This window comes from Agathobaculum sp. Marseille-P7918 (genome assembly GCF_900625105.1).
Taxonomy (GTDB): Bacteria; Bacillota; Clostridia; order Oscillospirales; family Butyricicoccaceae; genus Agathobaculum.
This window is the reverse complement of the sequence record NZ_UYYD01000002.1, coordinates 269527-289531: the sequence shown is the minus strand read 5'-3', so window position 1 is coordinate 289531 and position 20005 is coordinate 269527. Positions and strand designations below refer to the sequence as shown.

General features: G+C 62.5%; 20 protein-coding genes. 18 read left to right on the top strand and 2 right to left on the bottom strand.

Going from position 1 to position 20005, the window contains the following annotated elements; translation table 11 throughout:
* Positions 1-177 precede the first annotated feature (177 nt).
* Positions 178-2052, top strand: coding sequence for a DUF4914 family protein (locus EJL02_RS04910; protein WP_125115295.1), 1875 nt, complete (start codon positions 178-180; stop codon positions 2050-2052).
* A 177-nt stretch (positions 2053-2229) separates the two neighbouring features.
* Here EJL02_RS04910 and tsaA read toward each other — a convergent pair whose 3' ends face one another.
* A complete protein-coding gene (gene tsaA / locus EJL02_RS04905; RefSeq protein ID WP_125115294.1) occupies positions 2230-2931 on the bottom strand; it encodes a tRNA (N6-threonylcarbamoyladenosine(37)-N6)-methyltransferase TrmO in 702 nt (233 codons plus the stop codon).
* A 165-nt stretch (positions 2932-3096) separates the two neighbouring features.
* Between tsaA and EJL02_RS04900 the strand changes: the two genes are divergently transcribed.
* From EJL02_RS04900 to EJL02_RS04890, 3 genes are all read left to right on the top strand, one after another.
* Positions 3097-3777, top strand: coding sequence for a response regulator transcription factor (locus EJL02_RS04900; protein ID WP_125115293.1), 681 nt, complete (start codon positions 3097-3099; stop codon positions 3775-3777).
* Between the two features lie 3 nt (positions 3778-3780).
* Positions 3781-5244 (top strand): sensor histidine kinase, encoded by a 1464-nt coding sequence (locus EJL02_RS04895; RefSeq protein ID WP_125115292.1) that lies wholly within the window; start codon positions 3781-3783, stop codon positions 5242-5244.
* A gap of 148 nt (positions 5245-5392) precedes the next feature.
* Positions 5393-6889, top strand: coding sequence for a trypsin-like peptidase domain-containing protein (locus EJL02_RS04890; RefSeq protein ID WP_125115291.1), 1497 nt, complete (start codon positions 5393-5395; stop codon positions 6887-6889).
* A 274-nt stretch (positions 6890-7163) separates the two neighbouring features.
* Here the strand turns inward: EJL02_RS04890 and EJL02_RS04885 are convergent, their stop codons facing one another.
* Entirely contained in the window at positions 7164-8369 is a 1206-nt protein-coding gene (locus EJL02_RS04885; RefSeq protein ID WP_125115290.1) for an ATP-binding protein, read from the bottom strand.
* Between the two features lie 109 nt (positions 8370-8478).
* Between EJL02_RS04885 and EJL02_RS04880 the strand changes: the two genes are divergently transcribed.
* From EJL02_RS04880 to coaBC, 14 genes are all read left to right on the top strand, one after another.
* Positions 8479-8718, top strand: coding sequence for a putative Se/S carrier-like protein (locus EJL02_RS04880; protein ID WP_125115289.1), 240 nt, complete (start codon positions 8479-8481; stop codon positions 8716-8718).
* Positions 8715-9842, top strand: a complete 1128-nt coding sequence (locus tag EJL02_RS04875) for an aminotransferase class V-fold PLP-dependent enzyme (RefSeq protein WP_125115288.1) — start codon at positions 8715-8717, stop codon at positions 9840-9842. Before EJL02_RS04880 ends, EJL02_RS04875 begins: the two co-directional genes overlap by 4 nt.
* 99 nt (positions 9843-9941) lie before the next feature.
* Positions 9942-10841, top strand: coding sequence for a diadenylate cyclase CdaA (gene cdaA, locus EJL02_RS04870; protein WP_243114403.1), 900 nt, complete (start codon positions 9942-9944; stop codon positions 10839-10841).
* Positions 10838-12160 carry a CdaR family protein gene (locus tag EJL02_RS04865; protein WP_125115287.1) on the top strand — a complete coding sequence of 441 codons (1323 nt, stop codon included), beginning with the start codon at positions 10838-10840 and terminating at the stop codon, positions 12158-12160. The genes cdaA and EJL02_RS04865 overlap by 4 nt, the downstream gene beginning before the upstream one ends.
* The gene (locus EJL02_RS04860; RefSeq protein WP_125115286.1) at positions 12157-13746 is read left to right on the top strand and encodes an NAD(P)/FAD-dependent oxidoreductase; all 1590 of its coding nucleotides are present in this window, start codon (positions 12157-12159) and stop codon (positions 13744-13746) included. Before EJL02_RS04865 ends, EJL02_RS04860 begins: the two co-directional genes overlap by 4 nt.
* Positions 13747-13785: 39 nt before the next feature.
* Positions 13786-14199 (top strand): SoxR reducing system RseC family protein, encoded by a 414-nt coding sequence (locus EJL02_RS04855; RefSeq protein WP_125115285.1) that lies wholly within the window; start codon positions 13786-13788, stop codon positions 14197-14199.
* 118 nt (positions 14200-14317) lie between these two features.
* A complete protein-coding gene (locus EJL02_RS04850) occupies positions 14318-15202 on the top strand; it encodes a DUF5685 family protein (RefSeq protein ID WP_125115284.1) in 885 nt (294 codons plus the stop codon).
* Positions 15189-15827 (top strand): J domain-containing protein, encoded by a 639-nt coding sequence (locus EJL02_RS04845; RefSeq protein ID WP_125115283.1) that lies wholly within the window; start codon positions 15189-15191, stop codon positions 15825-15827. The genes EJL02_RS04850 and EJL02_RS04845 overlap by 14 nt, the downstream gene beginning before the upstream one ends.
* 1 nt (position 15828) lies before the next feature.
* Complete coding sequence (locus EJL02_RS04840) at positions 15829-16335, top strand: hypothetical protein (protein ID WP_125115282.1); 507 nt, start codon at positions 15829-15831, stop codon at positions 16333-16335.
* 17 nt (positions 16336-16352) lie between these two features.
* Positions 16353-17228: a YicC/YloC family endoribonuclease gene (locus EJL02_RS04835; RefSeq protein ID WP_125115281.1), complete on the top strand. Its 876-nt coding sequence runs from the start codon at positions 16353-16355 to the stop codon at positions 17226-17228.
* Positions 17229-17375: 147 nt separating this feature from the next.
* Positions 17376-17639 carry an extracellular matrix/biofilm regulator RemA gene (gene remA / locus EJL02_RS04830; protein WP_125115280.1) on the top strand — a complete coding sequence of 88 codons (264 nt, stop codon included), beginning with the start codon at positions 17376-17378 and terminating at the stop codon, positions 17637-17639.
* On the top strand, positions 17632-18192 hold the full coding sequence (gene gmk, locus EJL02_RS04825) for a guanylate kinase (protein WP_125115279.1): 561 nt from the start codon (positions 17632-17634) through the stop codon (positions 18190-18192). The genes remA and gmk overlap by 8 nt, the downstream gene beginning before the upstream one ends.
* Before the next feature lie 185 nt (positions 18193-18377).
* On the top strand, positions 18378-18770 hold the full coding sequence (rpoZ, locus tag EJL02_RS04820; protein WP_125115278.1) for a DNA-directed RNA polymerase subunit omega: 393 nt from the start codon (positions 18378-18380) through the stop codon (positions 18768-18770).
* Between the two features lie 3 nt (positions 18771-18773).
* The gene (coaBC, locus tag EJL02_RS04815; protein WP_125115277.1) at positions 18774-19979 is read left to right on the top strand and encodes a bifunctional phosphopantothenoylcysteine decarboxylase/phosphopantothenate--cysteine ligase CoaBC; all 1206 of its coding nucleotides are present in this window, start codon (positions 18774-18776) and stop codon (positions 19977-19979) included.
* Positions 19980-20005: the final 26 nt, after the last annotated feature.

The window sequence follows — 20005 nt, the reverse complement described above, 5'->3', positions numbered from 1 at the left end:
CTTGTATAATAACTTGCAAAAATGCGAAAATTGGTTGACGGGGAACCCTGTTTTGCAGTATGCTATAAATGAACAACAATTGGTCTTGCTGCATTAACGCGGATAAGACCTTGCAGCAGGCACACCGGCTGATGTTTTGGGAAGGGCATTGGCGGTGTGAAAGGAGGAAACAAACAGATGAACCCGTTGCTCAACAAATTCACTTTCACGGACGAGCTGAAGGATGTGCTCGAAAACTGTAAGGGCGTGTCGGTTCCGACCAGCAAGGCGGAACTCTATGACATGGTATTCGGCCCGGATCATGCGGACGTGTACGACGTCGTCTTCGACGTACCGGGTAAGGGCCCGGTCAAGGAAGCGGACGTGACGCGCTGCAAGAACGGTGCATCGGTCAACTTCGTGGAGGATTATATGCGCCGCCGCGAGCCGGACTGCATGCGCATTGCGGACGATAAGCCGACCGACAAAAAGCGTTTTGCCGATGTATACGGCTATCCCTTTGCCGATCTGCGCCGCGAAACCATGGAATGGTTCAAGACGCAGGAGCTGATCCTGATGCCCTTTAATTCGGGCGGCAACATCTATGGCTACGGCTCCATGCTGGTTTGCCCCAAGCAGTGCGCGTTCTTTGCGTTTGCGCTGGCACATCTGCAGGGCTTTGTCAACGCGGAAGAGACCGAAGGCTATAAGCCGCGCGCGATCGTTTACGTTGCGCCGCCGTTCCGCCACACCCACTTCGCGGGCAAGCAGGTCGTTGTCCACAACCGTATGGACGACTGCCACGAGGTCTTTTCCTACAACCTCTATCCCGGCCCGTCCGCCAAGAAGGGCGTTTACTCGGTGCTGCTGGACATCGGCGAGCAGGAAGGCTGGACCACCTGCCATACGTCCTGCGGCCGTCTGGTAACGCCGTATGAGAACGAAATGGTCATCATGCACGAGGGCGCGTCCGGCGGCGGCAAGAGCGAAATGCTGCAGGATATCGCGCGCGAGCCGGACGGCCGTGTGCTGCTCTCCAAGAACACGGTCACCGGCGAGGAGACCTATATCAACATGGGCGCGACCTGCTCGATCGAGCCGGTGTGCGACGATATGGCGACCTGCTATCCGCAGCTGCAGAACAAGTCCGGCAAGCTGGTGCTGGTCGATGGTGAGGACGGCTGGTTCCTGCGCATGGACGGCGTGACCCACTATGGCTGCGACCCGGTGTACGAGCGCATCTGCACCGAGCCGAAGGAGCCGCTCTGCTTCTTCAACATGGAAGGCCATCCGGGCGCAACGCTGCTGATCTGGGAGCATACGCTCGATTCCAACGGCAAGCGCTGCTCCAACCCGCGCGCGATCGTACCGCGCTGGGATGTGCCGCACATCGTCAAGGAGCCGGTGGAGGTTGACGTACGCTCGTTCGGCGTCCGTATGCCCCCCTCGACCCGCGAGAACCCGAACTACGGCATCATGGGCATGATGCATATCATCCCGCCCGCACTGGCATGGCTGTGGCGTCTGGTTGCGCCGCGCGGCTTCAACAACCCCTCGATCGTCACCGGCAACGAGCTCAAGAGCGAGGGCGTTGGTTCTTACTGGCCGTTCGCGACCGGCCTGCGCGTCAAGCAGGCAAACCTGCTGCTCGAGCAGATCATGAACAGCCCGAACACCCGCTATGTGCTCATCCCGAACCAGCACATCGGCGTGTACAAGGTCGGCTTTGCGGCTGAGTGGATCTCCCGTGAGTATCTGGCCCGCCACGGCGGCGCGAAGATCCGCCGCGAGCACCTCGAGCCCGCGCGCTGCTCGCTGCTCGGCTACGCGATGAAGGATATGACCATCGACGGTCAGCGCATCCGCTCCAAGTACCTGCGCGTCGATACGCAGGACCGTGTCGGCACGGACGGTTACGACGCCGGCGCCAAGATCCTGACCGACTTCTTCCGCAAGGAACTGGCCAAGTTCGACACGCCGGACCTCGATCCGCGCGGCAAGCAGATCATCGACTGTTTCATGAACGGCGGCACGCTGGCGGACTTCGAAGCGATCACCCCGACCAATCTGTAATAGTCTGCTGTAAGGCGACGGAAAATAAAAACCGCTCCCATTGGGAGCGGTTTTTTTCATTCTCGATCGAAACCACGCTTTCGATCGAATCAGATGTATCAAAAAGTCGGGCAGAGCTCGACTTTTCGATGCCGCTCGCAGAGCGGCGGAATGATTTGCGCTGTGGCGAGAGAGAGATCAACTCATCTTATTCGGCGTGGGGGTGATATCCTGCACGGTCAGGGTATCGCCCTCGACCGTAAAGCGCACTTCGCAGCCCGCAAACGGGAAGCCGTACACCCGGCCGGGTTCGTGCTGGTAGCCCGGCCGCGGGTCCTGCGCAAGGATGGCGAGCAGCGCCTCCCGCCGTCCGTCCGGCAGACGGGCGAGCAGCGCCTCCGCGCAGACAACGTGCAGTACGCCTTCGCGGCTTTGCAGCGCAAAACCGCCGGTGGCTTCCGGGTGCGCATCCGTGTAGGCCAGATAGGGCTTGATGTCAAAGATCGGCGTGCCGTCCATCAGGTCGGCGCCCGAGACGTGTAGCACCGGTCCGTCCGGCGTGTGCAGTTCCACGCGGTCCAGCCGCACCGAGGAAAGCCCGATCGCGTTCGGCCGGAAGGGCGAGCGGGTCGCGAACACGCCCATGCGGCGGTTGCCGCCCAGCTTGGGCGGCCGCACGGTGGGCGACCAGCCGTCGCGCACGGCCTCGGAAAACTGCCAGATCAGCCAGAGGTGGGAAAACCCTTCGATGCCGCGCAGCGCGTCCGCGTTGCGGTATTCCGGCTCGAACACGATGCGCGCGGGCGCGTCGGCCAGCCCGCTTTGCCGCGGGATGCCGAATTTGGTCGGAAAATCGCTGCGGATGCGCGCGATGATATGCATAGGTACGGTTTGGGGCATACATGACCTTCCTTTGCTGTTGATGCTATCAGTATAGCATGTCTGTGCAGGGGACGCAATTCTTCCCCCTTTTACAGATTGTTCATGGCTTTTTGCGGCAAAAGGCTGTATAATAAGCGTGTGACGACTGTAGAAACAGCCTGATTCGGAAAGTAGGGAACGATTGTGGCAAAAAAGATACTCATTGTCGAAGATGAAGCCAATATCCGCGAGCTGCTGCGCCTGTATCTGGAGCGCGAGGGCTACGCGGTGATCGAAGCGGAAAACGGGGTCGAGGGCATCAAGATGTGGAAGAGCGAAAAGCCCGACATGCTGCTGCTCGACGTGATGATGCCGGTGATGGACGGCTGGGCGGTCTGCAAGGAGATCCGCGCGGAAAGCGACGTGCCGATCATCATGCTGACGGCCAAGGGCGAAACGGCCGACCGCGTGTCCGGTCTGGAGATGGGCGCGGACGACTATATCGTCAAGCCCCTCGAAATGCCTGAGGTCATTGCGCGCGTGCGCGCGGTGTTCCGCCGCATGGCGCCGGACGACGCGCCCGAGAAGCTGACGTTCGACAACCTGGTCATCGACAAGCAGGCATACGACCTGATCATCAAGGGCAAGCGCGTGGATGCGCCCCCCAAGGAGATCGAACTGCTCTATTATCTCGCCTCCAGCCCCAACCGCGTGTTCACGCGCGCGCAGCTGCTGGACGATGTGTGGGGCTTTGACTACTTCGGCGATACCCGCACGGTCGATGTGCATATCAAGCGCCTGCGCGAAAAGCTCGAGGGCGTCTCGGATAAGTGGGAAGTCAAAACGGTCTGGGGCGTCGGCTATAAGTTCGAGACCAAGGAGTAAACCATGGGCAGACGCAGTTTCTTTTTCAAAAATTATGTCACGCATGTGCTGCTGATCGTGTGCGCATTTGCGGTGGCGGGCAGCGTGTTTTATTACCAGATGGGCAACTACGCGCTGCAAACCAAGCAGGCGGAGCTGCGCACGACCGTGCAGAGCCTGGCCGAGCAGACCCGGCTGATGCTGGGCACGGATTCCGACGTCATCCGGGAGATCTATATGCTGTCCATCGGCACGGTCGCCAAGGAGGATTCCATCACCGTGTATGTGACCGATCGCGACGGCGTGATCCAGATGATCGCGGGGCCGGACGGCGAAGCGTCCAAAATGTCGGGCTGGATGATCCCGGAAGAGGTCGCCGAGCAGGTGCGCCAGTCGGGCAGCTATGCCGAAGTCGGCCAGCTCGGCGTACTGGGCGACCGGTCGAGCTATACGGTCGGCACGCGGGTGGTCGGCGACGATGGCGAAACCAGCGCGATGGTGTTTGTGTATACGCAGGACGCAACCGCCGCGGGCGTGGTGCGGCACTCGACACAGACGCTTGTGCTCATCCTGCTGATCACGCTGGCCGTGGCGCTTGTGATGTCCTTCCTCCTGTCGCAGCACATGACGCGGCCGCTCAAGGTGATCGCGGCGGCGGCAAAGGAATTCGCCGCGGGCAACTTCGATGTGCGCGTGCCGGAGGACAACCACTGCTACGAGATCGACGAGCTGGCCGTGTCCTTCAACAACATGGCGCGCGACCTCGACCAGCTGGAGGAGCTGACGCGCGGCTTTATCTCCAACGTCAGCCATGAGTTCAAGACCCCGATGACCACCATCGGCGGCTTTGTGGACGGCATGATCGACGGCACCATCCCGGTCGAGCAGCGCGACAAGTACCTGCACATCATCGCCGAGGAGACGCGCCGCCTGTCCCGCATGGTCAACCGCATGCTGGACGCGGCCAAGATCCAGTCGGGAGAGCTGATTTTGAATCCCGCCCCGTTCGACTTCTCCGAGATGACCAGCCAGATCATCCTGTCGTTTGAGCAGAAGATCGAGAAAAAGGGCCTCGAGGTCGATTGCGATCTGGAGGACCGGCTGATGGTCATGGGCGACCGTGATCATCTGTACCGCGCGGTGTACAATCTGGTGGACAATGCCGTCAAGTTCATCAACGACGGCGGCCGCCTGTGCCTGCGGGCGCATCCGGAAAACGGCTTCTGCGCGTTTTCCATCACCAATACCGGCGTCGGCATCTCGCCGGAGGACCTGCCGCATGTGTTCGGCCGCTTTTACAAGGCCGACCGCTCGCGCTCGATGGATAAGACCGGCGCGGGGCTGGGCCTGTATATCGTCAAGAATATCATCAATCTGCACGGGGGCGAGATTTCCGTGCGTTCGGACGGCGGCGAGACCGAATTTTCCTTCACTTTGCCGCTGGCGCCCCAGCAATTGCCGGGGAGCATGAAAAATTCCCAGAAATAAACCGCAAAACCGTCCGCTTGCCGCGCGCTGCTGCGCGGAAACGGGCGGTTTGTCTGCGCTTGTTCAAAAAATATTCATATTGTTTTCAACAAACCGCCACAATGGCGGATTAGAATGAAATCACAAAATCGATAGGGAGGTCAGCACAATGGACGACTTCAATAATTTGAATAACATGACGCCGGAACCGCGCGGCGATGAACATACCGAGGCCCAGCAGCCCGCAATGGATCAGCCGCAGGCGGCAGAACAGCCGGCAGCCGAACAACCGTACACCGAACCGCGGCAGGAGGAACCGCGCACCCCGTATCAGACGCCGGTGCAGCATCCGGACTACCGGGCGCCTCAGCAGCAGCCGCCGTTTGGCGGCGCACCGTATGCGCAGGACCCGATGGGCGCGGCCCCGCAGCCGCCCAAGAAGCCGCGGAAAAAGCACGGCAAGGCGATTGCGATCGGCCTGTGCGGCGTCGCGGCCGCGTGCCTGCTGTTTGCAGGCGGCGCCGTGATCGGGCATGTGGTATCCTCGGGTGACGGCAGCGCCGTCACGGCGAGCGCGCAGGCGGGCGACCTGCCGACTGTGCAGATCAACGAGGCGCCCGACCTTGACCCGGATAACTACGACGTGGTCAACGGTCTGGCGGGAGAGGAGATCTACAAGAAGGTCAGCCCGTCGATCGTCTCGGTCATCTCGACCACCGCGAGCGGGACGGGTTCCGGCTCGGGTGTCATCATGAGTGAGGACGGCTACATCATCACCAACAACCACGTTGTCGAGGACGCGCAGAGCGTGACCGTGCAGCTGAGCGACGGCACGCAGTACGACGCCAAGATCATCGGCACGGATGAGCAGACCGATCTGGCAGTCATCAAGGTTGAGCCCAAAGACAAGCTGACAGCAGCAGAGTTCGGCGACTCGGATGAGTTGCAGCCCGGCGAATATGCGTATGCGATCGGCTCGCCCGGCGGTGTACAGTTCGCCAACACGATCACCGGCGGCCGCATTTCCGCCATCAACCGTGACGTCACCATCAACGACCGCGTTATGACCCTGATCCAGACCGACGCGTCCATCAACCCCGGCAACTCGGGCGGCGCGCTGATCAACAAGTATGGTCAGGTAGTCGGCATCACCTCCGCCAAGCTGTCCAGCAGCGGCTTTGGTGAGGCCTCTGTCGAAGGCATGGGCTTTGCCATCCCGATCAACACCGCCAAGGAGGTCGTCGATGAACTGATTGCCAACGGTTATGTGGCAGGTCGTCCGTCCATCGGCATCACCGGCCAGAACGTGGAGTCCGCGGACGGCAGCGTCGCAGGCGTGCAGGTTTACTCGATTGACTCGCGTGCCAAGGCGGCCAGCGAGGGTCTGCAGGTGGGCGATATCATCACCGCGGTCAACGGTACCCCGACCCCGACCATGGATGACATCAACGACATCAAGGAAGACATGAAGGCGGGCGACAAGCTGACGCTGACGGTTTATCGTATCTCGACCGGCAAGACGATCAACCTGACCGTGACGCTGACCGATGCGCACGATCTGGAAGGCGACGATCCGGCAGCGGAAAGCAGCCAGAGCAGTCAGAACAGCCAGAGCGGCAACGGCGGCTCGCAGTACCAGAATCCGTTCTCGTACTTTGGATGGTAAGTACTCGTTTGCAACCACGCTTGCAAACGAAGGGGCGATGCCGCGGTGCCTGCGGACATCGCCCGGGCTGCGCAAAGTTCCGACGCGCATAGCGCGCGAAACTTTGCTCCGCTCTTGTATCCAAACGCCCGACAGAGCTGGGGGTTTGGATGAAAAGAACCGCCTGAAAAGGCGGTTCTTTTCTTTTGCATGCGCGCCTTGCGGCGCGGAATGTGCAGGTAGGTGGATGAACATATAAAAACAGGCTCCCAAGTAGGAGCCTGTTTTTTTGCGCTTACTTTTCGTATTTTTCCGCCATCTGCTGGCTGATGAACTGGCGCGCAGTGCGCGGCGAGCGGCCGTTGCGGCGCAGCGCGAAGCGCTCGGCGAGCATGTGCAGCTGGTCGGCCGGCAGCGTCAGGCCGCTTTCCGCGGCGAGCTGATCGACGATGTACAGATATTCGTCCTTGTCCGGCACGGAGAACGTGATCTCCAGACCGAAGCGGTCGGACAGCGAAGTGACGGTCTCCAGGCTGTCGCGCACGCGCACGTCGTCGCCCTCGCGGTCGGCAAAGCTCTCGCGGATCAGGTGGCGGCGGTTGCTGGTCGCGTAGATGACCAGGTTGGACGGCTTGCCGGCCAGACCGCCTTCGATGAACGCCTTGAGCGCGGCGAAGTTGTCGTCCTCGCGGCTGAAGGTGAGGTCGTCCAGAAAGACGATGAAGCGGAAGGGCGAGCGCAGGGTTTCCGCGAAGATCTTGGGGAAGCAGGTGATGTGCCGCGGCGACATCTCGATGATCTTCAGGCCGCGCTCGGCGTATTCGTTGACCACGGCCTTGACGGTCGAGGATTTGCCCGTGCCCTTGTCGCCGTAGAGCAGGATGTTGTTGGCCTCGCGTCCGTCGAGAAAGGCGCGGGTGTTTTTGAGGATCTGCTGCTTCTGGCGCTCGTAGCCGGGCAGGTCGTGCAGACGGATGGCGTCCGGATGCACGATCGGGGAGACCGAGCCGTCGTCCTGCACCGCGAAGGCCGAGGACTGGGCGAAAAAGCCGTAGCCCTGCGCGCGGTAGTAGCTCGCGAGCTCTGCGCCGTCGCGGAAGGGCAGCGGGGCCGAGGCCGGAAAGTCCGGCAGCGTCAGCAGCGCGGGGGCATTGTACCGCCCAGCGGCGGCCGTCTTGAGTGCGGCGCCATCGACGGCCAGCAGGGCGTTGATCGCCTCGATGTCCACCGTGGCGGCGCCCAGCAGCGCGGCTGCGGGCGCGGAAAGCGTGTCGGTCAGGGTGTTGACGTCGTAGTGTACGGCGTCGAGCAGCGCCTGAGCAGCGTCGCCGTAAGTGTAGTGCGCGGCGCACAGCGCGCCGTAAGCGTCGGCAAAGCGGGCGGCGTCCGCGCCGTCCAGCACATCCAGCACCGCGGCGGTTGTTTTCACCAGCGGGTGCTGCTGCAGGCCGCGCAGCGCAGAAAGCGCATGCAGGCGCAGAGAAAGAGCAGTGAGTTCCATATCGAATCCCCTCCCGGGATGATTTTTTTATGCAGCATCAGCATAGCACACTTCGGCGCGCATTTCAACATAGCATGAGGATAGACTATGTTGGAGGGAGAGACAGCGGATGAGCCAATATGCTCTTTTGATATGCCGCAGCCAGACCGAAGCGGTCGGCCTGCGGCGCCATTTGGGACAGATGGGCGTGCCGGGCGAGGTGACGCGCCCGCCGCGCCATGCGCGCACCGAGTCGTGTGGCTGGGCGGTGCGCGTGGGCGCGCGCCAGTCGGAGGAGGCGCTGCACCGGCTGCGGCAGCTGGGCATCACGCCCTGCCGTGTCATACCGGACGAGGGGGCGGGCGTATGATCTATCTGGATAACGCCGCCACCACACTGCACAAGCCGCGCGCGGTGGACGAGGCAGTGCGCCGCGCGATGCATGCGGCGGCGGGGTATGCGCGCGGCGGCTATGCGGCGGCGATGCGCGCGGGCGAGACCGTATACGCCTGCCGGGAGCAGGCGGCCGCGCTGTTCGGCGTGCAGGACCCGGCGCGCGTGGTGTTCACGATGAACGCCACGCACGCGCTCAATCTGGCCATCCATGCGCTGGTGCAGCCGGAAACACGCGTCGTGGTCGGCGGGTATGAGCACAACGCGGTCATGCGGCCACTCGCGCTGCGCGGCGTGCAGCCGGTCGTGCTCGACACACCGCTGTGGGACGGGGAGGCGATGGTAGAGCGAGCAAAACAGGCGCTCGCGGACGGGGCGGAGCTGTTTGTCCTGAACCATGTGTCCAATGTGTTCGGCTATGCCGCGCCGCTGGACGCGATCGCCGATCTGCTGGACGAGGCGGGCGTGCCGCTCATTCTGGATGCGTCGCAGTCCGCGGGCGTGATCGCGCTCGACGTGCGGCGCCACCCCTGTCTTGCGGCGGTCTGCATGCCGGGACACAAGGGACTGTACGGCCCGCAGGGCACGGGGATTCTGCTCGCGCTCGACGACCGCATCGCGCAGCATCCGCTGCTTGCGGGCGGCACAGGCAGCCGGTCGGAGGACATGCGGCAGCCGGATTTCCTGCCGGACGCGCTCGAGAGCGGCACGCCCAACGTGCCGGGCATCGCGGGGCTGGCTGCGGGCGTGGCGTTTGTGCGCGCGGTCGGGCCGGAGAACATCCTCGCGCACGAGCGGCGGCTGATGCGTGAATTTGTCCGCGCGCTCGAACCGGAAGCGCGCATCGAGTGCTTTGCGCACCCCGCGCAGACCGGTGTGCTGTCCGTGCGCGTGCGCGGGGCGAGCTGTGAGGGCGTAGCGGAGACGCTGGCGCGGCAGGGCGTTGCCGTGCGGGCCGGTCTGCACTGCGCGCCGCTCGCGCACCGCACCGCGGGCACGGAGGAGAGCGGCACGATCCGCTTTTCGCTCTCGTTTTACTCGACCGCGCACCAGCTTGAGCACGCGGCTGCGCTGCTTTGCCAAACCGTAAAAAATCTGTGAATTCGCTATACAGGGGACGGGATTTGTGGTAGTATAAATAAGGAAAAAATCTGCCTTTCGCCTGACGAAAGGCTTTGAATTTACAGGACAGGTGGCTTTATGGAAGCATTTCAAAACATTTTCATTCCGCCCCTTCAGAATTTCGACCTGTTGTCCTCGCTCAAGAGCGGCGTTGCCTCTTTGCAGACCGCCGGGCCGATGGACGTCGTCGATATTCTGATCGTCGCCTATATCATCTACCGCATGATGAAGCTGCTCAAGGACACCAGCGCGGCGCGTCTGGCCAAGGGCATTCTCGTGCTGGCACTGGTGATGCTGCTGGCAAGCTGGTTCGGACTGACTTCGATTTCTTATATCCTGCGCACGGCGGTCTATTACGCGCCGTTTGTACTGGTGGTCATTTTCCAGCCCGAGCTGCGCCGGCTGCTCGAACAGCTGGGCAAGGGCAACCTGAGCCGGCTGCTGGTGCCGTCGGACGACCCGGATGAGATCGAAGCGGCGATCAACGCCACGGTTTCGGCCTGCGCGGATATGTCCAAGACCAAAACCGGCGTGCTGATCGTGTTTGAGCGCAAGGAGCGCCTGGGTGAGATCGTCGCGACCGGTACCGTGCTGGACGCCGACCCGTCGCCCGAGCTGCTCAAGAACATCTTTTTCAAAAACAGTCCGCTGCATGACGGCGCGCTGATCATGCGCGCGGGCAAGGTTTACGCGGCCGGCTGCGTGCTGCCGCTGTCGGGCAGCCAGACCCTGTCGCGCGATCTGGGCACGCGCCACCGCGCGGCCGTCGGCATGAGCGAATCGGCCGACAGCGTGCTGGTCGTCGTGTCCGAGGAAACCGGCGCGATCTCGGTGGCCATCGGCGGCATGCTCAAGCGGCATCTGTCGCCCGAGGTGCTGCGCAAAGTGCTGGAAAGCGAGCTTTTGACCGAGGAAAAGACGGATAAGAGCCGCATTGCCGCCCTTCGGAACCGTTGGAAGGGAGGCGCCGGCAAATGAGACAGTTTTTGAAGAAACATGATATCTGGCTGCGCCTGCTGTCCATCCTGCTTGCGTTTGTGCTCTGGATCGTGGTGCGCGATATGGAAAACCCGAGCAAACAGACCACCATCCACGATGTGGAAGTCCATTTGACCGGTACCGAGCAGCTGCTCAATCAGACCGGCCTTTCGGTCATTGAATACACGGATACGATCTCGGTCAAGGTGGAAGGCCCGAACAATGAGATCACGGACAGTGCGTTCCGCAAGAAGGTGACGGCAACCATTGACGTTTCCGGCATCACGGACGGTTCGGGCGAATATACGCTGACCCCGCAGATTTCGACCGGCAGCTATAATGTCGATGCCATCGGCACCGAGCCGACCACCGTGCGCGTGCTGGTTGATAAGGTGACGACCGCAACCGTTCCGGTCCGCGTGGAAACCACGGGCACCGCGGCGGATGGCAGCCGTCCGGGCACGCCCGAGCCGACCACGACCAAGGAGGTCACGATCTCCGGTCCGGAGGCTGAACTGCAGGAAGTTGCGTATGCATACGGCACGATCGATGTCACGGGCCGCTCCTCCACCTTTACCGGGGAGTGCAGCATCGCCCTGTATAATGACGCGGGCGAGCCGATCACCGGCAAACACGTCACCTGCCAGACCGACACCATCACCGTGCGCGTGCCGATCTATCCGGTCGAGAGCGTCCCGCTGACCGTTTTGCTGACCGATGGGGAGACGCTCAAGGAAGAGCAGGTCAATGTGGATATCAATCCGGCTTCGGTCACCCTGATTGGCGATCAGAATACGCTGGCCGGCATCACGGAGATCAACCTCAGCACGATCGATCTGGATGATGTGCGCACCGGCGTGCCGGTGGAGATGGAGATCCCGCTGCCCGAAGGCGTGCGGCTGGACAGCGGCCAGCCTTCGACGGCCGAGGTGACCATCAACGTCAAGGAACAGGAGAGCGTGTCTACCCGCAAGGTGCAGGTGACCAAATTCGTGCCGACCGATACCGCGCAGGGACAGACCCCGTATGTGGTCAACGTGCTGACCAACTCGGTCGAGATCGAACTGCGCGGCAGCGCAAGCGCGCTCGACCAGGTGGACGTCAACAGTCTGTCGATCGGCCTGACCTTTGACTCGGTGTCGCTCGGTCTGGGCACGCACAAGGTCAAGGGCGTCGTGGCCGCGACCGGCCTGCCGTCCGGCGTGACCATGGTCGGCAGCGACGTCGAGGTCGAGATCGAGATCACCAGCCTGTCCGATGAGACACCGGATGACGGCGGCAATACCGGGTCATCCGAGGAAGGCGGAGCCGACACATGAGCCTGATTGTGAGCAACATCCGCCTGCCGTTCGACGTACCCGAGGAACAGGCGCTGCGCGAGGCGCGGCGACTGACCGGCTTGACTTCGGACGAGACGCAGGCGGCGGTGAGCCGCGCCAGCATTGACGCGCGGCGCGGCAAAATCTTTCGTGTATATTCGGTGCGTCTGGACGCACCTATCGACGAAAAGGCATTTGCAGAAAAACTGCAAATGCCCTTCGTGCGTTATAAACCCGATGAAAAGCCGGCCGTGCCCTGCGGCAGCAGGCGGCTGGAACACCGGCCTGTGGTGGTCGGACTGGGGCCTGCGGGCCTGTTTGCGGCCTATACGCTGGCAAAACACGGCTATGCGCCGCTGGTTTTGGAGCGCGGCGGCGATCTGGACGCGCGCGACCGCGCGGTGGACGCGTTTTGGTCGGGCGGCGCGCTGGACGGGGAGAGCAACATCCAGTTCGGCGAAGGCGGCGCGGGCGCGTATTCGGACGGCAAGCTGACCACCCGCATCGGCGACCCGCTGTGCGACGCGGTGCTGGAAACGCTGGCGGCGCACGGCGCGCCGGCGGATATTGTCAAAAAGGCCAAGCCCCATGTGGGTACGGATATTTTGAAAGACGTGGTGCGCGCCATGCGGCGCGACATCATCGCAAACGGCGGTGAAGTGCGGTTCCACACGCGCTTGACCGGCGTTTTGGTCCAAAACGGCGCGCTGCGCGGCGTGCAGGCGGGCGGAGACGACATCGCCTGCGAGCGCGCGGTGCTGGCGATCGGCCATTCGGCGCGCGATACCTTTGATGCGCTGCATCAAAATGGGGTATACTTTGAGCCGAAGGCGTTTTCGGTCGGCGTACGCATCGAGCATCTGCAAAGCGAGATCGACCGCGCGCTGTACGGCAAATATGCGGGGCACCCGCTGCTGCCGCCGGCGGAATACAACCTGTCCCGCCGCGAGGGCGGACGAGCCTGCTATTCGTTCTGCATGTGCCCGGGCGGCGTGGTCGTCGCGGCGCAGAGCGAGCAAGACACGGTCGTCACCAACGGCATGAGCTATCACGCGCGCGACGGCAAAAACGCCAACGCGGCGCTTGCGGTGTCGGTCGATCCGGCGGATTTTGACGACGGCACGCCGTTCGGCGGCGTCGCGCTGCAGCGGCGCATCGAGCGCGCGGCCTTTCAGCAGACCGGCTCGTACCGCGCGCCCTGTCAGCGTGTGGGTGATTTTCTGGCCGGGCGTCCGAGCACGCGCGCAGGCGCGGTGCAGCCGAGCTACCCGCTGGGCGTGCAGTTCGGCGAAGCGGCGGCCAGTCTGCCGGCCTTTGCGCAGGACATGCTGCGGGACAGCCTGCCGTATTTCGGCCGCAAGATCCGCGGCTTTGACGCGGCGGACGCGCTGTTGACCGGGCCGGAGACCCGCACGTCCTCCCCGGTGCGCATCAAGCGCGGGGACGACCTGTTCGGCCTTGGCTGCGCGGGGCTTATCCCCTGCGGCGAGGGCGCGGGCTACGCGGGCGGCATCATGTCCGCGGCGGTGGACGGCATCCGGGCGGCCCACCGGATCATGGAAGAGTTTGCGCCGGTGCTCGACTGAGCACGGCAGAAAATAAAAAACAGAAACGGAGCGATACCATTGACCCAACAGGGAACGATTAAGAAAATACTGCCCGGCGGCATGGCGGAGATCGAAGTGACCCGCCGTTCGGCCTGCGGGCATGACTGTGCCAAGTGCGGCGGCTGCGGCGGTCTGGAGACCCAGACGCTGTACGTCACCGCGCGCAACCGCACGGATGCGCAGGTGGGCGAGCGCGTGCTGATCGAGGGCGAGACCGGACAGGTGCTCGGCCTTGCCGGACTGGTGTATCTGGTGCCGGTGGTGCTGTTCTTCGTCGGTTACGGCCTGGGCAGCGCGCTGCAAAAGGGCGCGGGCGTATCCGCGCTGTGCGGCGGCGTACTGTTTGCCGCGGGCATCGTGGCGGCGATGCTGTACAGCCGCGAGATGAAGCGCAAAAACAGCGTACCGTTTGAAATCACAAAAAAGATCTGATTTTTTTGTGAATTTTTACTGATTTTGTGTGGTTCGCCCTTGTGCTATCGGCGAAAGTTCGGTAAAATAGATTGAATACGCAAGGCCGTGCCCAAACACGGCGGGAAAGGGTTATCAAATGTTTGGCTTTATCCGTCCGGTCCGGCCCGAATTGCGGGTCAAGGAGGCTGACCGGTTCCAGCAGATCTACTGCGGACTGTGTCACGCGATCCGCGCACGGTACGGCCGGTTTTACACCCTGTTCCTGAGCTATGACATGACCTTTTACGCGCTGGTGATCGGCAGCGACGAGGCGCAGACCGCGCCGCCGTGCCGCAAACGGTGCGACGCGCATCCGCTGACGCGCCGCGACTGCGCGCAGCCGGATGCAGCGCTCGAACGGGCGGCGGATGTGAGCGTGCTGCTCACCTACCATAAGTTCCGCGACAGCCTTGCGGACGAAAAAGGACCCAAACGCGCGCTGGCGTGGCTGCTGTGCCGTCTGGGACGGCGCGCATACGAGCGCGCCCGGGCGCGGCTGCCCGAGGCGGATGCCGAAATGGTGCAGGCGCTCGAGGATTTGCAGCAGCTGGAGCGCGCAAAATGCGATTCGATGGACCGCGCGGCGGATGCTTCTGCGCGGCTGACCGCAGCCGCTGTGCCGCACACCGGGGACGACCGGGAGCGCGTGCTGCGGCAGATGTTTTATCATATTGGACGGTGGATCTACCTGCTCGACGCCGCGCAGGACGTGGCGGAGGATCTGGAGCAGGAGAATTATAATCCGGTGGTGCTGCGTTACGGGCTGCACACGCCGGATCTGACAGAGATCAGACAGCCGCTTGAGCGCACGCTGGAGCGGTCGCTCGCCGATATCTGCATGGCCTTTGACCTGCTGGACATACGGCGGGATGCGGACCTGATCCGCAATATTATTTTTCTGGGTATGCCGCTGGTGACGAAACAGGTGCTGGACGGGACGTACCAAACGAACGGAGGATGGGGCAAACATGGATCCCTATAAGGTGCTCGGCGTCACGCCGCAGACAAGCGACGACGATGTCAAACGCGCTTACCGCGAGCTGGCGCGCAAGTATCATCCCGACAACTATGTCAACAATCCGCTCGCCGATCTGGCGGAGGCCCGCATGAAGGAAATCAACGAGGCCTACGACATGATCATGAACGAGCGCGCGGGCAAGACGTCGTCCGGCGGGCAGCAGTATGGCGGACAATATGGCAGCCAGCAATACGGCGGCCAGCAGTACGGCAGCCAGCAGCAGCGCTCGTACACGGGCGCCAACGCGTCGCTGTACAGTCAGGTGCGGCAGGCGATCAATCAGGGCAATCTGGGCATGGCCGAGGCGCTCTTGCAGCGCGCGAACGGCCGCGATGCCGAGTGGTTCTACCTGATGGGCACGGTGTATTACCGCAAGGGCTGGTATGACGAGGCCGCGCGCGCCTATACGCAGGCCTGTCAGATGGACCCGTCCAATATGGAATACCGCACGGCGCTCAACAACCTGAACATGTCGGGCGGCTATGGCGGCTACCGGCCCATGCAGGAAGCCAACATGTGCGACTTGTGCGTGCAGCTGGCGGTGTGCAACTGCTGTTTGAATGCGTGCTGCGGCGGAGGCGGATGCTGAGTTGAACACGAAGGAAATTGCGCGCGGCGGCCTGCTGACCGCGGTCGCCGTGGCGCTGCTGTATATGGGCGGCGCGGTGACCTATATCGGCCCGGCGGCCTGTCTGGTGGCGGGCGTTGCTTCGGCCGTGCCGCTGCTGCGCCGGGCAAACTTGAGAAACGCGGTGCTGCTTTATCTGGCAGCATCCATTCTGTCTGCGCTGCTCGTGCCGCGCAAGATCGTGGCGGCCGCGTATATCCTGTTTTGCGGCCTGTATCCGATCATCAAGTTTGTGGTCGAAAGCCGCGCGCCGCGTCATATGCAGACGGCGATCAAACTCGTGTATTTTAACATTGTGCTGGCAGTCGCGGGCGCGCTCGCGTCGCGCGGCTTTTTCCCGCAGGTGGAGATGCCGGAATTCTGGCGGCTCGCCGGCTTGTGGTTTGCCGCCAATGTAGGATTTATGATTTATGACCTCGGGTTGTCGCGGCTGATCGCCGCGCTGCGCAGAACGCTGCCGCCCGACTGAAAAAGGGGAAAAACGATATGAAAAGTATGACCGGCTACGGCCGCGCGAAAGAGGAACGGGACGGCAAGACGATCACGGTCGAGCTGCGCGCCGTCAATCACCGCTATCTGGACTGCACGGTCAAGGCGCCGCGCCAGTACGGTTTTCTGGACGATGCGGTCAAGAAGGCTGCGGCGGCCCGCATTGCGCGCGGCAAGGTGGAGATTTTTGTCGGCGTGGAAGTGGAGGAAGGCGGCGACGTTGCCGTCACCGTCAACCATCAGCTGGCAAAGCGCTATCTGGACGCGCTGCATGACCTGAGTGAGACCTACGGCCTGCGCGACGATGTGACCGTCACGACGCTGGCCAAGCTGCCGGATGTGCTCGGCTCCGAGCGCATTGAGCAGGACGCCGAGGCCATGACCCGCGAGGTGCTTGCGGTGTTCGACAAGGCGTGCGACGGCTTTGACCAGATGCGCGAGCGCGAGGGCGAAAAGCTCGCCGAGGACGTGCGCAACCGCTGTGCGGCGATCGAGCGCATGGTCGGCGAGGTGGAGACGCGCTCGCCCGAGCGGGTGCGCGAATACCGCGACAAACTGCTCGCCCGCATGCAGGAGGTGCTGGCCGATTCCAGCATCGACGAGACGCGCATCTTGACCGAAGCCGCGATCTACGCGGATAAGACCGCGGTGGACGAGGAAACCGTCCGCCTGCGCAGCCATTTGCAGCAGATGGACGGCATGCTGAAGGAAACGCAGCCGATCGGCCGCAAGCTGGATTTTCTGGTGCAGGAGATGAACCGCGAGGCCAACACGATCGGCTCCAAGGCGAACGACGTGACGATGGCGCGCACCGTGGTGGATATCAAGAGCGAGATCGAGAAGATCCGCGAGCAGATCCAGAACATCGAATAATACAAACATTTCTGCGCCTTTGGCGCAATGCAATCAGCCGTTCTGCGAACGGCATCCAAAAGTCGAGCTCAGCCCGACTTTTGGATACAATTAATTCGATTGAAACCGTGGTTTCAATCGAGCGCAAGCATTTAGGGGGCGGCACGGATGAAACTCATCAATATCGGGTTCGGCAATATGGTGGCCTCATCGCGGCTGATCGCAATCGTTAGCCCGGAGTCCGCGCCGGTCAAGCGCACCGTGCAGGAGGCGCGTGACCGCGGTATGGTGATCGACGGCACCTACGGCCGCCGCACCCGCGCCGTGCTGATTATGGACAGCGATCATGTGGTGCTCAGCGCGCTGCAGCCGGAAACGGTGGCGGCCCGCTTTGCAGGCGATGCGGAGGAAGGAGCAAGCGAAGATGCGTAAAGGAAGCTTATATGTATTCACCGGCCCGTCCGGTGCGGGTAAGGGCACGCTGCTCTCCCGCCTGCGGGAACAGGACGACCGCCTGTTTTACTCGATTTCCGCAACCACGCGCGCGCCGCGGCCAGGCGAGACCGACGGCGTGCAGTATTACTTCCTGTCCAAAGCGGATTTTGAGGAAAAAATCGCGCAGAACGCCTTTTTGGAGCATGCGCGCTATGTGGATAACTATTACGGCACGCTGGAAGCGCCGGTCAACGAAAAGCTCGACGAGGGCTATGATGTCATCCTCGAGATCGAGGTGCAGGGCGCGATGCAGGTGCATAAAAAACGTCCGGATGCCGTGATGGTGTTCATCGCGCCGCCGTCATTTGAGGAGCTGGCCGCGCGCCTGCGCGGACGCGGCACCGAGGACGAGGAAAAGGTGCGCAAACGTCTGGAAACCGCGAGGGAAGAGCTGAAACAGCAGGATCGGTTCGATTATGTGGTCGTCAACGATGAGATCGACCGCGCGGTGGACGAAATCAAAGGGATATTTGCCGCGCGCCGCGGCTGATAGAATCAATAAAAACCGGGAGCAGGTATCACGGTTTTTATACCAGTGCGGAGCAAAGTTTCGCGCGTCGGAACTTTGCGCAGCTGGGAACGCATCCGCATTTTGGATGCGGTGCGTTCCGCTCGATCGAAAACGTGTTTTCGATCGAATGATTACAAAGGGTAATATAAGGAGATTGGATTACTATGCTGAAACCTTCGATGCAGGAACTGATGAAACGCGTGGGCAACCGCTATCTGCTGGTCAACCTGGCGGCGCAGCGCGCCCGCGACATTGCGGATCAGGCCGAGGAAACCGGCGAGCAGCTGCCGGATAAGGCGGTCAAGCTGGCGCTGGACGAGATCGCGGCGGGTACGATCGTGTACCGTCCGGGTCCGAAGACCACGCCGGTGATCGCGCAGAACAACGCCATCGCCGCGGCGATGGTCGATGTGGATGATTCCATCGATCTGGATGAGGAAGAGGACGCAGTGACCGACGAGGACAACACCGAGGAGCACGAGGACGAAAACCGCCGTCTGGATGAGTTCGACGACCACTCACTGGACGACGGCGACGTGCCGGAGGAGGACCGCTGAGCCATGCATCTGGCTGGGAAAACCGTGGTGCTGTGCGTGACGGGCGGCATCGCGGCCTATAAAGCCGCCGACCTGACCAGCAAACTGCGGCAGGCGGGGGCGACCGTGCGCGTGCTGATGACCGAATCGGCCACGCAGTTTATTTCGCCCATCACGTTCGAGACCCTGTCGGGCTACCGCACGGTGGTGGACACCTTTGACCGCAACTTCGCGTGGGAGGTCGAGCATATTTCGCTGGCGAAAGCCGCGGACGTGTTCGTCATCGCGCCCGCGACCGCGAATATCATTGCGAAAGCGGCGCATGGCATCGCGGACGACATGGTTTCCACGACGCTGCTCGCCACCAAGGCGCCGGTTGTGATCGCGCCCGCGATGAACACCGGCATGTATGACAATCCGGTCACGCAGCAGAATTTGCAGACCCTGCGCGCGCGGGGTTTCCATATCATCGACCCGGCGGCGGGACACCTCGCCTGCGGGGACACCGGCCGCGGCAAGCTGCCGGACACGCCGACGCTGCTGCACGGCATCGAGCAGGCGCTGACGCCGCAGGACCTCAAGAGCCTGCGCGTGCTGGTGACCGCCGGACCGACGCAGGAGGCGCTCGACCCGGTGCGTTTCCTGTCCAACCATTCGTCGGGCAAGATGGGCTATGCGATCGCAGCGCGTGCGGCGATGCGCGGCGCGCAGGTGACGCTGGTCTCTGGCCCGACCGCGCTGGCGACGCCCTTAGGCGTTGAGCGCGTGGACATCGTCTCCGCACGCGACATGTATGACGCGGTGGTCTCCCGTGCGGGCGCGCAGGATATCATCATCAAGGCCGCCGCGGTGGGCGATTACCGTCCCGCGCAGACGGCGGACGAAAAGCTCAAAAAGAGCGACCTCGATCTGAACATCGCGCTCGTGCGCAACCCGGACATTCTGGCCGAACTCGGCCGCACCAAGCATCCGGGGCAGCAGCTCTGCGGCTTTGCGATGGAAACGCAGAACCTTTTGGAGAACGCCTCCGACAAGCTGCGCCGCAAGAACTGCGATATGCTGGTGGCCAATTCCCTGCGCGACAAGGGCGCGGGCTTCGGCACGGATACCAACGCCGTGACGCTGCTGTTTGCGGACGGCACGCGCGAAACCCCGCCGCTCATGTCCAAGGAGGACGTGGCGGACGTGATTTTCGACCGCCTGCTGGCGATGCGCGAGAGCGCAACTTAACTTGAGATAAGAGAGGAGTATCCCGC